Raw genomic sequence first — 15,002 nt, forward strand, 5'->3', positions numbered from 1 at the left:
GCGGGAGCTGCGGGCTCCGCCGCGGGCGGAGCCGGCGCGTCGGCGGACGGCTGAGGCGCAGTGGGCTGCGACGCGGGCTGCTGCGGCGGCTCGGGCGCGGCCGGGTTCTGCGGATCGGTCATTTCTCGCCTTTCGTTCGAGTCTCCCTGACGCTATCGATCGGGAGCCGCCCGCGGCAACCGGCTCAGCGCGTGTCTGCCGGCGCTTCCTCGACGACATCCTCAGGCGACGCCACGACCGGGATGGCGGCGGTGATGGTCTCGAGACCCGAAAGGCGGGCGGGCGAGAGCTGCTTGACGACTTCCTCGCGCGACATGAGGCCCGCCTCGACGACGAGGTCGGCGACACCGTGCCCGGTCAGCAGGGCGGTCTTGGCGAGGGCTGCGGCCGCCGCGTAGCCGATGAACGGGGTGAGGGCGGTGATCACACCGACAGACGAGCCGACCATCGCACCGAGCCGCTCGCGGTTGGCGGTGATGCCGTCGACGCAGTTGACCCGCAGCGTGTACATCGCCTGACGCAGCCACGTGATCGACTGGAAGATCGAGTGCGCGATCACCGGCTCGAACGCGTTGAGCTGCAGCTGCCCGGCCTCGACCGCCATCGTGACGGTGAGGTCGGCGCCCGCGACAGAGAACGCGACCTGGTTGACGACCTCGGGGATGACGGGGTTCACCTTGCCGGGCATGATGCTGGACCCCGCCTGCCGCGCGGGCAGGTTGATCTCGCCGAATCCGGCCTGGGGACCCGAAGACAGCAGTCGCAGGTCGTTGCAGATCTTCGACAGCTTGATCGCGTTGCGCTTGAGCGACGCCGAGAACGACATGAACGAGCCGGTGTCGCTGGTCGCCTCGACGAGGTCGGAGGCGGTGTCGAGGTCGAGGCCCGAGATCTCGCGCAGGTGCCGCAGCACGGCCTTCGCGTACGCGGGATGCGTCGTGATGCCGGTGCCGATCGCGGTCGCGCCCATGTTGACCTCGTAGAGCAGATAGGCATTCTCGGTGAGGCGCTGGTGGTCGTAGCCGAGAGTCGTGGCGAACCCGTGGAACTCCTGGCCGAGCGTCATCGGCACCGCGTCCTGGAGCTGGGTGCGGCCGACCTTGAGCACGTCGTGGAACTCGACGGCCTTCGCCAGGAACGCGCGGCGCAGCAGGTCGAGCTCCTCGAGCAGCGTCTTCAGGTCCAGACCCAGGCCGACCTTGATGGCGGTCGGATAGACGTCGTTCGTCGACTGGCTGCGGTTGGTGTCGTCGATCGGCGACAGGAAGTCGTAGTCGCCCTTGGGGCGTCCGGCGAGCTCGAGCGCGATGTTGGTGATGACCTCGTTCGCGTTCATGTTGGTCGACGTGCCGGCGCCGCCCTGGATGACGCCCACGACGAACTGGTCGTGGTAGTCGCCGTCGATGACCAGCTGCGAGGCGCGGTCGATGAGGTCCGCCTTCGCAGGGTCGAGCACCCCGATCTCGCGGTTCGCGCGGGCCGACGCCTGCTTCACCATCGCGAGCGCCCGCACCAGGTCGGGGTAGACCGAGATCGGCCTCTTCGAGATCGGGAAGTTCTCCAGCGCGCGGGCGGTGTGGATGCCCCAATACGCGTCGGCGGGGATCTCCAGGGATCCCAGGGAGTCGGTCTCGATGCGGGTTCGCGTCATTGCGTCCAGAGCCATGTGTTGCAGTCCTCGTGGGTCGTTCACAGCGGTGTGCGGGATGCTTCGAGCCTACTCGCGAGGCCCGCCCGCCGGGTTGTACACGGCGTATACCCGGCTCCGCCTCCACGTACATGACGGCGGTCAGCATTCAGCGGCGAGAACGCCGTCAGCGGCGCTTGCGGGAGAACGCCTCGAGTCGCTCCTCCGGGGTGAGCCGCGACATCCGCTCGACCCATTCGGCGGAGAAGACATCGCCGGTCGGCGCATCGACGACGGGCACGACGGCGTGGGTGATCGTGTCGTCATAGATGTGCACGAGGTGGAACGACTGGCCGGCGTCCATGCCGTTGACGTCCGCCGCGGGGCGCGCCAGGTTCATCGTGTAGCAGGTGGCTGCGGCGACGCTCACCGGGACGCCCGCGAACGTGCCGCTCGTCGAGTAGTGCAGGTGGCCTGCGAGGATCGCGCGCACATCGGTGCCGGCGATCACGTCGGCCAGTCGCCCCTGTTCCCGAAGCTCGAGGATGTCGAACAGCGGCACGTGCGACGGCAGCGGCGGGTGGTGCAGCGCGAGGATCGTGCCGAGCGGCGCCGGCATCGCTAGCTCGCGGCGCAGCCACTCGAGCTGCCCGTGGTCGAGATCGCCGTGATGCCAGCCGGGCACCGTCGAGTCGAGACCGATGAGCCGCAGCCCGTCGAGATCCCATACGCCGGTCACGGGTTCCTCGGTCGGCTCCAGCCCGAGGAGGTCGCGCCGCAGCGCCGGGCGCTCGTCATGGTTGCCGGCGACCCACACCACCGGGGCTCCGAGTCGCTGCGCCACCGGCTCCACCGCGGCGCGCAGAGCGGTGTACGCCTCGCTCTCTCCGAGATCCGTCAAGTCGCCGGTGAACACGATCGCGTCGGGACGGATGCCGGTGGCCTCGGCCGCCTCGAGCGTGCGGGCGAGGTTCGCCGCGGTGTCGAAACGGCCGCCGAGCGGCGTGTTGCCCGCGAGCAGGTGTGTGTCGCTCACGTGCAGCAGCGTGCGCCGCGCGGGCGGGTACTGACCGAACTGGACGTGTGCGGCGGTGGCCATGGGCCTCAGCCTAGGCCGTCGTGCCGACAGCACCGCGTCCCGGCGGAGCCTGTCGCTCAGTGGTTGAAGACGATGAGCAGCAGTCCGCCGAGCACGGCCGCGGCGCAGACCGCGAAGCACGTGTAGGCGCCCACGAGGGCGAACCGCTTCTGGCCGTCGGTCAGCGGGCTGCGCTTGGCTGCCTTCGCGGCGGCCTTCTCGGAGCGCCGCGCCTCCTTCTCGGAGATGACGGTGATGGCGTCGGTGAACTCCGCGGGGGCCACCACGGGAGCGCGGCCGGCGCGGACGAGCAGTCGCAGGCCGAGCGCGTAGAAGGAGACGACGACGACGGCCGAGATGAACGCCGCGAGGAACACCTGAACGAAGGCGAGCCAGTTGATGATCATCGCGGGCCTCCGTCCTTCGGCCCGTTGTCAGATCGCCCGGCCGCCTTGGCGGCCTTCTTCGCGGCCGTTTTCGCAGCGGCCACGCGCCGCGCCTCGTCGCGCGCGAGCGCGCGCTGACGGCGCGTAGGCGGCGGGTTGCGCTTGACCTTGACGGCCCGACCGGAGTCGGCAACCTCGCTCATCGCATTCGACGCCGTGACCTCGTCGCGGCGCGAGCGCAGGAAGAGGAAGAGGATGATGACGACGGCGAGGACCGCGTCGATGATGACGCCCCACACGGGCAGCCACACCACGATGAGCGCGGCAGCGGCGCCGACCGCGCCCGCGGCCGGGAGCGTGAGGATCCAGCCGACCATGATCCGGCCCGCGGTGCGCCACCGCACCTGGGAGCCGCGACGACCGAGGCCCGAGCCGATGACCGATCCCGAGGCGACCTGTGTGGTCGACAGCGCGAAGCCGAGGGCGCTCGAGGCGAGGATCGTGGACGCCGTCGACGCCTCGGCGGAAAAGCCCTGCGCCGGCTTGACCTCGGTGAGGCCCTTGCCGAGGGTGCGGATGATGCGCCAGCCGCCCATGTAGGTGCCGAGTGCGATCGTGATCGCGCACGCGAACACCACCCAGGTCTGCGGCTCAGGGTTCGAGGCCGACTGCAGACCCGCGGTGATGAGCAGGAGGGTGATGATGCCCATCGTCTTCTGCGCATCGTTCGTACCGTGGGCGAGGGCCACCAGCGACGACGTGAAGATCTGTCCGACGCGGAATCCGTCGCGGCCGTCGGGCTTGCTGTCGTAGCGCCGCGTGAGCACGTACGCGAGTTTCGTGGCGGTGAACGCGATGACGCCGGCCGTGACCGGCGCGATGAACGCCGGCAGGATCACCTTCGACATCACGACGCCGAAGTTGACGGCGGTGAAGCCGACGCCCACGATCGTCGCGCCGATCAGGCCGCCGAAAAGAGCGTGCGACGACGACGACGGAAGGCCCAGCAGCCACGTGAGCATGTTCCACGTGATGGCGCCGATCAGGCCGGCGAGGATGATCTCCGGGAAGATGTCGTGGGAGATCTGCTCCTCGTTGATGATGCCGCCCGAGATGGTCTGGGCCACCTCCGTCGACAGGAACGCGCCGACCAGGTTCAGGATGGCGGCGAGGAGCACGGCGGTCTTGGGCTTGAGCGCGCCGGTGGCGATGGGCGTCGCCATGGCGTTCGCGGTGTCGTGGAAGCCGTTCGTGAAATCGAAGAACAGCGCCAGCGCGATCACCAGAACGATGATGAGGGTTGCGGTTTCCACCGTTCGCTTTCGGGGAGAAGGAGGGAGAAAGAGTGTGCCGACGAGATCGACGCGACGAACGAACAGTTCACCAAGAGTTCAGGAACCGGCAACCGGCCAGGAAGAATCCTACATCGGCGACCCTGGCGGTCAACTCGGAGACGACTAGCGTGGAACGGTGACTCTCAGCGACTCCGCACCCGCCCCGTCCGCCCCTGTCGCCGGCATCCGTCCGATCGTCCGATCCCATCACGGCGACGACGTCGAGGACCGCTACGAGTGGTTCCGCGAGAAGGAGGATTCCGCCGTCATCGCGCACCTCGAGGCCGAGAACGCGTACACGCAGCAGCGCACCGCGCACCTCGAGGGTCTGCGCGAGCGCATCTTCGACGAGATCAAGGGCCGCACGCTCGAGACCGACCTCTCGGTGCCGACCCGCCGGGGCGAGTGGTGGTACTACGGCCGCACGCTCGAGGGCAAGCAGTACGGCATCCAGTGCCGCGCCCCGCTCGCGTCCGCCGACGACTGGACGCCCCCCGAGCTCTCCCCCGACGTCGAGGTCGCGGGCGAGCAGATCCTCCTCGACGGCAACGTCGAGGCCGAGGGCCACGAGTTCTTCTCGCTCGGAAGCTTCGAGGTCTCCAACGACGGCACGCTGATGCTCTACGGCGTCGACGTCGCGGGCGACGAGCGCTACACGGTGCGCGTGCGCAACCTCGTGACGGGCGAGCAGCTCCCCGACGAGATCCCCGACACCTTCGCGGGCGCGACCTTCTCGCCCGACGGCCGCTTCATCGTCTACACGACCGTCGACGACGCGTGGCGCCCCGACACCGTCTGGCTGCATGAGCTCGGCACGGCCGTCGCCGACGACGCGAAGCTCTTCCACGAGCCCGACGAGAAGTACTGGGTGGGCGCCGGGTTCACGCGCAGCGACCGCTTCCTCGTGATCGGCCTCGGCTCTTCGATCACGAGCGAGGAGTGGCTGCTGGATGCCGACGACCTCCGTGGCGAGCCGCGCGTGGTGTGGCCTCGCACCGAGGGGGTCGAATACGACTCCGAGCACGCCGTCGTCGACGGCGAGGACGTGCTGTTCATCCTCCACAACGACGGAGCCCTCGATTTCGAACTCGTGCGGGTGGCAGCATCCGATCCGTCCGGCGACCGTGCGGTCGTGATCCCCCATCGTCCCGGCGAGCGCCTGCTCGGCGTATCGACGTTCCGCGACTGGGGCGTCGTGGGCTACCGCCGCGGTGGCCTCGCCCGCCTCGGCATGCTCGACTACGCGACGGGCGCCGTCGACGAGATCGGGTTCGACGAGCCGCTGTACTCGGTGGGCACCGGCGGCAACCCGGAGTGGGCTCCTCCCCTGCTGCGCCTCGGTTACGGCTCATTCGTCACCCCCGGCACCGTCTACGACCTCGACATCGCCACGCGCGAGCTGTACCTGCGCAAGCGCCAGCCGGTGCTCGGCGGCTACGAGCCCGACGACTACGCGCAGGCCCGCGTGTGGGCGACCGCCCAGGACGGCACGCAGATCCCGATCTCGCTCGTCTACAAGCGCTCGTTCGGCGACGCGGGCGTGGCGCCGCGCCCGGTGCACCTGTACGGCTACGGCTCGTACGAGCACTCGATCGAGCCCGGCTTCTCGGTGCCGCGCCTGTCGGAGCTCGACCGCGGCGTCGTCTTCGCCGTCGCCCACGTGCGCGGCGGCGGCGAGATGGGGCGCCAGTGGTACGAGGACGGAAAGCTCCTCAACAAGCGCAACACGTTCACGGACTTCGTCGACAGCGCGCTGCACCTGATCGACAACGGGTACACGACGGCGTCGCAGCTCGTCGCCGAGGGCGGCTCGGCCGGCGGCCTTCTCATGGGCGCGGTCGCCAACATCGCGCCCGAGCTCTTCGCGGGTGTGCTCGCCGATGTGCCGTTCGTCGACGCGCTGACCACGATCCTCGACCCGTCCCTGCCGCTGACGGTCATCGAGTGGGACGAGTGGGGCGACCCGCTGCACAACGCCGACGTCTACGCCTACATGAAGTCGTACTCGCCGTACGAGAACGTGCGGACGGATGCGGCATACCCGCGCATCCTCGCCGTCACGTCGCTCAACGACACCCGGGTCCTGTACGTCGAGCCCGCGAAGTGGGTCGCGCGCCTGCGCGAAGTCGGCGCCGATGCGCTGCTCAAGTGCGAGATGGTCGCCGGCCACGGCGGCGTCTCGGGCCGCTACAACGCGTGGCGCGAGCGCGCGTTCGAGCTGGCGTGGCTCCTGGACGTGCTGGGCGTCGCCGACGCCTGACCCGGACCCGCGCATCGAGGGGGGCTCTCTGCGGAGCCCGCCCTCACTCGTGTGCGGGCGCGGCCGGCGCGCGAGCACGGGCGAAGGCGGCGGCCTCGGTGCGGTTGGCCACGCCGAGCTTCGTGAGGATCGAGGACACGTGGATCGACGCCGTCTTCGGGCTGATGAAGAGCTCACGGCCGATCTGCGGATTGGTCATGCCACGCGCGACGAGCTCGAGGACCTGTGACTCGCGTTCCGTGAGGGACGCGATCCTCGAGCCCGGGTCGCCGCCCAGACCGGCCCGGGCCGCGAGCTGCGCCGCCCACCGCGCAACGAGCGCGTCGCCCTCGGCGCGGGCGGAATCACCCAGCTCCGCGAGCGTCGCCTCGGCGCCGGCGCGGTCGCCGCACTCGACCAGCGCCTCCGCGAGGCGGAGCGTCGCGAGGTGCAAGAACTGGACCGCGAGGCCTTCGCCCGCGCGCACCTCGGCGAGCACCGCACGCCACGCGGCGAGGCGGGACTCGACGGCGGCATCCACCGCCAGCGCAGCAGCGACGAAGCCCACGAGCGCCGGAACGACGCCGCGAGTCGCCGGCTGTGACACGAGCGCCGTGACGTCATCCCTGATCTGGGCGATCCCGCGGTCCAGCGACGGGTCGGCGCCGCTCACACGGCGGCCTGCTTCCACCAGCCACGCGCGCAGCGGCAGCGACCACGGCCGCACCCACGGCTGGGTCTCGGCGGCGCGCAGTGCGGACTCCCGCGAGACGCCGGCGCGCACCAGCTCGAGCCTGCGGCGATCGTCGGGCTCATCGGCGATGCGGATGAGCCCCTCCAGGAGGTCGAGCCGCCGCCATCCGTAGTCCTCGTCCGGCACATCGAGCACGTCGGGCATCTCGTCGTCGATCACACGCCGCTTCTCGGTGTAGGCCGCCGGTCGATCGCCCCACAGGTCGCCCTCCGCGAGGATGCGAAGGGCCGCCGACCTGTCGAACGGCACCACCAGGAGCTGCAGCGCGCGCTGCGCGTGGGCCTCGCTCTCCCTGAGCCGTCCGAGAGGGATCAGCGAGTGCGCCAGACCCACGGTCGCGATGGCTCCGTGTCCGCGCTCACGCCCGGTCTCGATGGCCTCGCGACGCATCGTCTCGAAGACCTCGGCGGCCTCCCGATAGCGTGCTGCGAAGAGACCGATGTCGGCGAGCACCAGCAGGGCGCGGTGCCTTCCGCCCGCGCGCGGGGTCACCTCGAGCGCGGCGCGCGCGGCGGCGGCACCGAGTTCGTCGTCGCCGTCGTGCACGCGGCGAACCGCCAGGTTCGTCAGACAGATCGCAAGCGTCTCGGCGTCGCGGGAGGCGCGTGCGATCGCCACGGCCTCCTCCAGCGACGCGATGTCGTGCCGGCCGCTGATGCTGCGCACCCGCGCGAGCTGCGCCAGCGCGGCCGATTCCGTGCGGCCGACGAGCAGCGCGTCCGCCTCGGCGAGTGCCTGTTCATCGGCGCGGATGCTGATCCAGCCTTCGCACATCACGAGCCACCACAGTGCCGTCGCGCGTTCGACGGGATCGCTCGGTCCGGGAAGCGCGAGCGCTGCCGTGACCGCCGAGCGCGCCTCGAGGTAGTCCCCGGCGTGCCAGAGGTACTCCCCCGCACGTCGCATCACCTCCATCCGAGACGCACCACCGACCCGGTCCTGCGCGTCGGGGACGTCATCCCACCAGTCGGCGATGCGGCGCCAGAGCGCTGCTGTCGTGGACGGCGCGAGTTCGGAGCCGGGCTGGCCGAGGCACCGCACCGTGGCATCGAAAGCGGCAGGCACGTCACCGGACCTCGCCCGATGCTCGGCGACCGCGGCCAGGGTCGGGAACGACGCGCCGGCGCGCTCTAGCGCAGCGGCGTAGGCCCGGTGGGCGTCACGACGCACGCCGGGCAGCACGTCGCCGTACACCGCCTCGCGCAGCAGCGCGTGGCGGAAGCCGTACCCGGTCGCCGTGACCGTGATGAGCCCTCGCTCGAGCGCCTCCCGGACGCCGTCGTCGAGAACCGTGCGGTCCCCTCCCGACACCTGCAGGAGGATGTCGTGGTCGACGTCGTCACCGCCGACGGAGAGCAGTGCGACGATCTGCCGTGCCCCGGGCGAGGCACTGCGGTACCGGAGCAGCAGCAGGTCGCGCAGCGGCCCCGGCAGCTCCTCCCCCTCGAGCGACACGAGCTCCTCGACGAAGAAGGGCACCCCGCCGCTGCGCGCGGCGATCGCGTCGGCGTCCGCACGGGAGAACCGGCCCGGCGCGATCGCCTCGATCTGGCTGCCGACCTCCGCGCCGGAGAGCCGCGCGAGCTCCAGGTGCTCGACGTCCCGCCGGCCCTCGAGCGCCACGACGCCCGACAGCATGCTCCGGCGCGCCACCTCATCGGACCGATAGGTCAGCACGACAGTGAGGTGGCGACCACGCAGGGTGATCGCCAGCAGCGTGGCGAAGGACGCGGTGAGGGCGTCCGCCCAGTGCAGGTCCTCGACGACGACCACGACATGGAACTGCTCGCTGAGGCGTTCCACGACGGTCTCGATCGTGTCAGAGACGAGGTCGGAGGAAGGCTCGATCGATTCGGGTGCGACCGTCGCTGAGACTTCCGCGAGCTCCGGGACCAGCACGCCCAGAGTGCGGAGCACCCCCGGTGATGCCGATGCGACGTCGAGCAGCGCGTCCCCCACGCCGGCCCGCAGATCACGGAGCAGTCCCCGCAGCGCGTGGAACGGCGGTGAGCCGTCGCCACCGTCGACGCACTGCGCGGTCGCCACCACCACCGGCGGATCGTCCGCCGACGCGTCGGCTCGGAACGACCGGATCGCCTCCTGGACGAGCCGGGTCTTGCCGATCCCCGCCTCGCCCCGGATCACCATCGCGCGCGCTACCCCGCCTCTGCCGTCCGCGAGCGCGCGGCGCAGCGCCTCGAACTCCCCCTGGCGTCCGATCAGCACGGGACTCACGGCCACCCCAGCCACGACGCCATCGTGGCACGCGTACCGGCCGCACGTCAGGGGTGTGGACGGATGCCTCGGGGCGAGGCATCCGTTCCTGAAATCAGGAGGACAAGGCGACGACGAACTCAGCCGAACAGCGCGGCGGCCTCTTCGTAGCGGTAGAGGGGAACGGTGTTGAGCTCGCCGAGGGCGTCGGCGAACGGGACGCGCACGATGTCGGTGCCGCGCATCGCGACCATCTGACCCCAGGCGCCGTCGACGACCGCGTCGGCGGCGTGCAGGCCGAGGCGTGTCGCGAGCACTCGGTCGAAGCCCGACGGCGAGCCGCCGCGCTGGATGTGGCCGAGCACGGTCGCGCGGGTCTCGATGCCCGTGATGCGCTCGATCTCGGGCGCGAGGATCTCGCTGATGCCGCCGAGGCGAGGGCGGTTGAACGCGTCGAGCCCCTTGTCGCTGAAGGCCTCGTCCATGCCGGTGAGGGTGAAGCCCTCCGACACGACCACGAGCGGCGCGCGGCCGCGGTCGTGGGCCTTGGAGACCAGCGCGGTGATCTCGTCGATCGACATCGGCACCTCGGGGATGCAGATGGCGTGAGCGCCCGCGGCCATGCCGGCGTGCAGGGCGATCCAGCCGACGTGGCGGCCCATCACCTCGGCGACCATGCACCGCTGGTGCGAGTCGCCGGTGGTGCGCAGGCGGTCCATCGCGTCGGTCGCGATGTTCACGGCGGTGTCGAAGCCGAACGAGTAGTCGGTGGCGCGCAGGTCGTTGTCGATCGTCTTCGGGACGCCGAGCACGTTGATGCCGTCGTTCGAGAGGCGGTTCGCGGCCGCGAGGGTTCCCTCGCCGCCGATCGCGATGATGCCGTCGAGGCGGTGGCCGTACATCGTCTTGGCGATGTTCTCGGCGCCGCCGCGCGGGCCCTCGTACGGGTTCGTGCGCGATGTGCCGAGGATCGTGCCGCCGACCTTCGACAGGCCCTTCACCTCGTGCCGGGTCAGCGGGAAGAAGTCGCCGTCGACCACACCGCGCCAGCCATCGCGGATGCCGACGAACTCGAGGTCGTAGTTCGTCGTGCCCTTGAGCACCACGCCACGGATGACCGCGTTGAGCCCGGGGCAGTCGCCGCCGCTCGTCAGGATGCCGATCTTCATTGCTGTGTTCCTCGCTGTCGGGTCGGTGAAGAGGGTCGGCGTCGCTGCCTCCCCCGACACTAGTGCCGGATGGCCCGGCCTGCCACACGGCGCGCTCCGCCCCGGCCCGCACACGACGAGGGGCGGCGCGAAACCCGCACCGCCCCTCGTCGAATCGCGTGTTACGCGGCGCCGAGCGCCTGACGCAGCAGGTGCATGAGCGCCGACAGCTGCACCGAGTCGCTCGACTGCGGGTCGACGGCCTCGCCGTCGAGCGCGCGGGCAGCGAGGCCCTGCTTCGAGTCGATGAGCTCGGCGATCTTGGTGTCGATCGTGTGGGCGGCGATGATGCGCCACGCGGTCACGGGTTCGTCCTGGCCGATGCGGTGCACGCGGTCGATCGCCTGCGTCTGCTCGGCGGCCGTCCACGACAGCTCGGCGAGCACGACGTTCGACGACGCCTGCATGTTCACGCCGACGCCTGCCGCGGTGAGCGAGCAGACCGCGATGCCCACATCGGGGTCGTTGTTGAACGCATCGATCGCCTGCTGGCGGGCCGTGGTGGCCTGGTCGCCGCGCAGCGAGACGGTCTTGAGCCCTGCGGCGGCGAAATGCGCCTCGGCGGTGTCCATGACGTCGATGTGCTTGGCGAAGAACACGACCTTGCCGACCGAGCGCTGCAGCTGCACGGCGTAGTCGGCGGCGAGCACCGCCTTGGCCTGGCCGATCTTGCGCACCATCGTGAAGACGTTCTCCGACCCCGTTCCGGCGGACTTCGACTCCTCGAGCTCGTTGTGCGCCACCAGGCGCACGATGTCCTCGTCGATGTGGCCCGGGCCGTGGCCGCGATCGCCGCGCGCCTCGATGATGCGGCGGTACTTCGCTGCGAGCCGCTCGCCGAGCTCGCGCTCGGCCTGGCGGATCGACCGGCCGAACTCGTCGTCGAGCTCCACGGGGAGGTCGGCGATGAGCTTGTCGGGCAGGTCGGCGGCGACATCCTTCTTCTTGCGCCGCACGATGCCCAACGAGATGACCGCGTCCCGCGCCTCGGGGTAGAACGCCTTGTCGGCGGGCGTGAGGCCCGTCTCGTCGAGCTTCTCCATGAGCACGGGGCCGGGCTTCTCGCCGGTGGTCCAGCCGAGGAAGCGCCAGATCGCGTCGAAGTCCTCGACGTCGTTGATCAGCGGCGTACCGGTGAGGGCGAGCAGCAGCGGGTTGGGCACCTGCTCGCGGATGCGCGTCGCCAGCGCCAGCACGTTCTGCGACCGCTGCGACGTGAGGTTCTTGATGAAGTGCGCCTCGTCGACGACCATGCCCTTCAGGCCGATCGAGCTGAGCCACGACAGGTGACGGTCGAGGATCTCGTAGTTGACGATGAACACGTCGGCGAACGCGTCGATGTTCTCGCCGTCGCCGTGGATCACGGTCGCGCGACGCTGGGGCGTCCAGCGCTCGACCTCGCGCGCCCAGTTCATCTTGACGACGTTCGGCACGACCGCCAGGAGCGGGTACGCGTTCGCGACGGATGCGGCGAGCACCGACTCCGCCGTCTTGCCCAGGCCCGGCTCGTCGGCGAGGAGGAACGTGCGGTGACCGGCGCGCACCGACTCGAGGAACCGCGACTGGTGCGGCATGACCTCGAGGCCCTTGGGCGACAGACGGTCGAACTCGGGAACGGGCGGGAGCTCCATCGAAGCGGTCGCACCGCCGGCGCCGGTCTCGAACGCCTTGTACAGCGGGCCCATGAGCTCCCAGCTGTCGAGGCGGCGGCGGGGCGTCTGCTTCGGCGCGCGGATCGTGAGGTCGGGCGCGAGGAAGGGGTTGGAGTCACGGCGGGCCTCGACCTGCGGCGGCACCACCTGGCGCTCGGCGAGGGCGGCGGGCACGACGGGCGCGACGACCGGCGCGACGTCGGTGATGATGAGCTCGTCGGGCGCAAGTTCCGCGCCCGACTCGAGCAGCCAGTCGCGGCGCATGCGGCGGGCGACGGGAGAAGTGGCCTGGTCGACCTCGAGCAGCTGGATGAGCGACGTATCGCGCGCGGCGGTCTTGGCGAGGATGGTCGCGACGCCGTCGAGCCGCTTCAACAGCTCAGCGCGCGCCGCATCCGTCAACTCGGAGTCGCCCTTCACCCGCGCGCGCTCCTCGCGCACCAGGAACGCGATGACCTGGAACTTGACGCGGTTGGTCGGCCCGAGCTTGCCGCGCTGGGCCTTCGCCTCGACCTCGCGCACCTTGCGGGCGAGGATCGGGATGATGGGGGCCTCGTCGTCGCGGCGCGCGGACGAGGACTTGCGGCGACGCTGCGCCGTCTGGGCGGGTGCCGTGGTCGGCATGCTCCTCCTGAGCGTGAATGCCGGATAGGGGGTCCGGCGGGGATCGGATGACACCGATGGTTCTGCGTGCTCCCGCGGGCGGCGCGAACGCCGTCGCGAACGCGGGACCAGGGATGGGCCGCCGGCGGTCGCGGGCACTCGCTTCTGCGAGCTGCGACATCGTCAGCGGTTCCCCGCGCACCATTCTAGGGGAACGGGCCCCGGAACGGGGCATCCCCGCGCGGGATGACCGCGGGACTCAGCCCCAGAGCGTCGCCACGATGTTTTCGGTGTACCCCTCAGGGGAGAAGTTGATCCACGCCGTCGTCACGAGTCCGCCCCCGCCGACGTAGTGGGTCTCGCCGCGGGTGTACTCCTCGTCGTCGAGTGACACACCCTTCTGCTCGATGCGGCACACGGTGCCGTCGCCGAGCGCCTCACAGCCGAAGCCCGCCGCGGGCAGCGCCGCCAGCAGGGCCTCCTCCTGCTCGGCGTCGACCGCGGTCACATTGGTCGCGAGCCCGACCTCGCTCGGCTGCCCCCACGAGCAGCGCAGCGTCGGCGCTCCGCCGTGGATGATCTCGAGCAGGTCGGCGTTCTCCGTCGACAGCATCGTCACGCCGGGGTCGTTGAGGGGCGGGTTCGCCGACTGCAGCTGCGCGAGCATGGCCGCGGAGTAGATCTCCTCGCACGCGCCGGGCACCTCGAAACCGGCCTGGGGCTTCTCGGTCTCGACGGGGGTCGCAGAAGGATCGGGCGTCTGATCCTTCATCGTGATCGAGGGACTGCTCGAGGGGGTCGCCTCGGACTCGGGCCGGCATCCGGTGACGACCGCGGCCAGCGCCGTGAGCGCGACGCACCCGATCACGATCCGCGTCAACCGGCTCTGCACGACCATTCCCACGCCACCTCTCGCGCGCCGCGGAAGCGGAGAGGCGGCGCGCCTTCGACCCTAACGAGACGGGCGGACGGATGCTGCGGGCCACGCCGCACGCGCGAGCACAGCCGTCATGGGCCTGCGTACGCGCTCTGCCACTGCGACAACGTGTGCGGGTCGTCGGTGACGATGCCATCGACGCCGAGGGCCGTGACCTCGTCCCACTGGGAGTCGTCATTGAGGGTGTAGACGACCACGCGCGCACCTGCGGCGTGCAGCTCATCGACGATGCCCGGCCGCGAGAGCACCGCCTTGCGGTTCACGACGACACCGCGCGCTCCGGCCTCGGCGACCGCGCTCACCACGTCCGACGGGAGCTGCTTCAGGATGAGCAGCCGCGACAGCACGTCCGACCCGGCCGCAGCGAGCGCGAGCGTGCGTGCATCGAAGCTCGCGAAGACGATGCGGCGCTCGAGGCCGCGCGCGGCGACATCGGCGACCGCCGCGTCGACGGTCACGGCATCCCATTCGCCCTTCAGCTCCACGATCGCGCGCCCGTCGGCGGCGACGAGCGCGTCGAGGAACTCCCCGAAGGTGGGGACCGCAGTGCCGGTGAAGCCGCGGTCGAACCAGGCGCCGGCGTCGAGGGCCTTCACCTCGGCCAGGCTGAGCGAGGCGAGCCGCCCGTGACCGTCGGTGGTGCGATCGACCGTCTTGTCGTGCATGAGCACCGGCTGCCGGTCGGCGGTGAGCGCGACGTCGACCTCGACGTAGTCGAAGCCGGCGGCGAGCGCGGCGGTGATGGCGGGCAACGTGTTCTCGGGCGCGGTCGCCGCTCCCCCGCGATGGCTGGCGATGAACGCGGCTTCTCCCGGCGTGCGTTCGTCCCCCATCAGCTCACGCGAGCTCACCCGTGCAGGAGTGGCACCGAGGATGGCGATCACCAGACTCGCGATCGCGAGGACGCACATGACGGACAGAGCGTGGATCCGGTCGCGGGCGCGATCGGATGCCGCGGAGTGGGGCATCG

Annotated in this window: 10 protein-coding genes; 1 reads left to right on the forward strand and 9 read right to left on the reverse strand. The window is 70.7% G+C overall.

The features are described 5' to 3' along the window. Positions 1 to 184: 184 nt before the first annotated feature. The 4 genes from AC3A46_RS16740 to AC3A46_RS16755 form a co-directional block, all read right to left on the reverse strand. Positions 185 to 1,666 carry an aspartate ammonia-lyase gene (locus tag AC3A46_RS16740; RefSeq protein ID WP_487666213.1) on the reverse strand — a complete coding sequence of 494 codons (1,482 nt, stop codon included), beginning with the start codon at positions 1,664 to 1,666 and terminating at the stop codon, positions 185 to 187. Positions 1,667 to 1,814: 148 nt separating this feature from the next. Beyond that, complete coding sequence (locus tag AC3A46_RS16745) at positions 1,815 to 2,726, reverse strand: phosphodiesterase (protein WP_487666214.1); 912 nt, start codon at positions 2,724 to 2,726, stop codon at positions 1,815 to 1,817. Between the two features lie 56 nt (positions 2,727 to 2,782). Next, positions 2,783 to 3,112: a peptidase gene (locus tag AC3A46_RS16750; protein ID WP_487666215.1), complete on the reverse strand. Its 330-nt coding sequence runs from the start codon at positions 3,110 to 3,112 to the stop codon at positions 2,783 to 2,785. Then, positions 3,109 to 4,404 carry an anion permease gene (locus tag AC3A46_RS16755; protein WP_487666216.1) on the reverse strand — a complete coding sequence of 432 codons (1,296 nt, stop codon included), beginning with the start codon at positions 4,402 to 4,404 and terminating at the stop codon, positions 3,109 to 3,111. The genes AC3A46_RS16750 and AC3A46_RS16755 overlap by 4 nt, the downstream gene beginning before the upstream one ends. A gap of 157 nt (positions 4,405 to 4,561) precedes the next feature. Between AC3A46_RS16755 and AC3A46_RS16760 the strand changes: the two genes are divergently transcribed. Then, complete coding sequence (locus AC3A46_RS16760) at positions 4,562 to 6,685, forward strand: S9 family peptidase (protein ID WP_487666217.1); 2,124 nt, start codon at positions 4,562 to 4,564, stop codon at positions 6,683 to 6,685. 43 nt (positions 6,686 to 6,728) lie between these two features. Here AC3A46_RS16760 and AC3A46_RS16765 read toward each other — a convergent pair whose 3' ends face one another. The 5 genes from AC3A46_RS16765 to AC3A46_RS16785 all read right to left on the reverse strand — a co-directional run bounded on the left by AC3A46_RS16765 (position 6,729) and on the right by AC3A46_RS16785 (position 15,000). Continuing rightward, positions 6,729 to 9,668 carry a helix-turn-helix transcriptional regulator gene (locus tag AC3A46_RS16765; RefSeq protein ID WP_487666218.1) on the reverse strand — a complete coding sequence of 980 codons (2,940 nt, stop codon included), beginning with the start codon at positions 9,666 to 9,668 and terminating at the stop codon, positions 6,729 to 6,731. 104 nt (positions 9,669 to 9,772) lie between these two features. Beyond that, on the reverse strand, positions 9,773 to 10,801 hold the full coding sequence (locus AC3A46_RS16770) for an ATP-dependent 6-phosphofructokinase (protein ID WP_487666219.1): 1,029 nt from the start codon (positions 10,799 to 10,801) through the stop codon (positions 9,773 to 9,775). A gap of 161 nt (positions 10,802 to 10,962) precedes the next feature. Beyond that, complete coding sequence (locus AC3A46_RS16775) at positions 10,963 to 13,116, reverse strand: DEAD/DEAH box helicase (protein WP_487666220.1); 2,154 nt, start codon at positions 13,114 to 13,116, stop codon at positions 10,963 to 10,965. Positions 13,117 to 13,354: 238 nt separating this feature from the next. Next, complete coding sequence (locus AC3A46_RS16780; RefSeq protein WP_487666221.1) at positions 13,355 to 13,993, reverse strand: hypothetical protein; 639 nt, start codon at positions 13,991 to 13,993, stop codon at positions 13,355 to 13,357. Between the two features lie 110 nt (positions 13,994 to 14,103). Beyond that, the gene (locus AC3A46_RS16785) at positions 14,104 to 15,000 is read right to left on the reverse strand and encodes a glycerophosphodiester phosphodiesterase (protein ID WP_487666222.1); all 897 of its coding nucleotides are present in this window, start codon (positions 14,998 to 15,000) and stop codon (positions 14,104 to 14,106) included. Positions 15,001 to 15,002 lie beyond the last annotated feature (2 nt).

Source organism: Microbacterium sp. Soil_C_42, assembly GCF_057656735.1.

What these genes read in the sequence shown, in the direction of transcription:
- AC3A46_RS16740 (WP_487666213.1), bottom strand. Translation starts at nt 1,666, where the DNA reads ATGGCTCTGGACGCAATGACGCGAACCCGCATCGAGACCGACTCCCTG.
- AC3A46_RS16770 (WP_487666219.1), bottom strand. Translation starts at nt 10,801, where the DNA reads ATGAAGATCGGCATCCTGACGAGCGGCGGCGACTGCCCCGGGCTCAAC.
- AC3A46_RS16785 (WP_487666222.1), bottom strand. Translation starts at nt 15,000, where the DNA reads ATGCCCCACTCCGCGGCATCCGATCGCGCCCGCGACCGGATCCACGCT.
- AC3A46_RS16780 (WP_487666221.1), bottom strand. Translation starts at nt 13,993, where the DNA reads ATGGTCGTGCAGAGCCGGTTGACGCGGATCGTGATCGGGTGCGTCGCG.
- AC3A46_RS16745 (WP_487666214.1), bottom strand. Translation starts at nt 2,726, where the DNA reads ATGGCCACCGCCGCACACGTCCAGTTCGGTCAGTACCCGCCCGCGCGG.
- AC3A46_RS16775 (WP_487666220.1), bottom strand. Translation starts at nt 13,116, where the DNA reads ATGCCGACCACGGCACCCGCCCAGACGGCGCAGCGTCGCCGCAAGTCC.
- AC3A46_RS16750 (WP_487666215.1), bottom strand. Translation starts at nt 3,112, where the DNA reads ATGATCATCAACTGGCTCGCCTTCGTTCAGGTGTTCCTCGCGGCGTTC.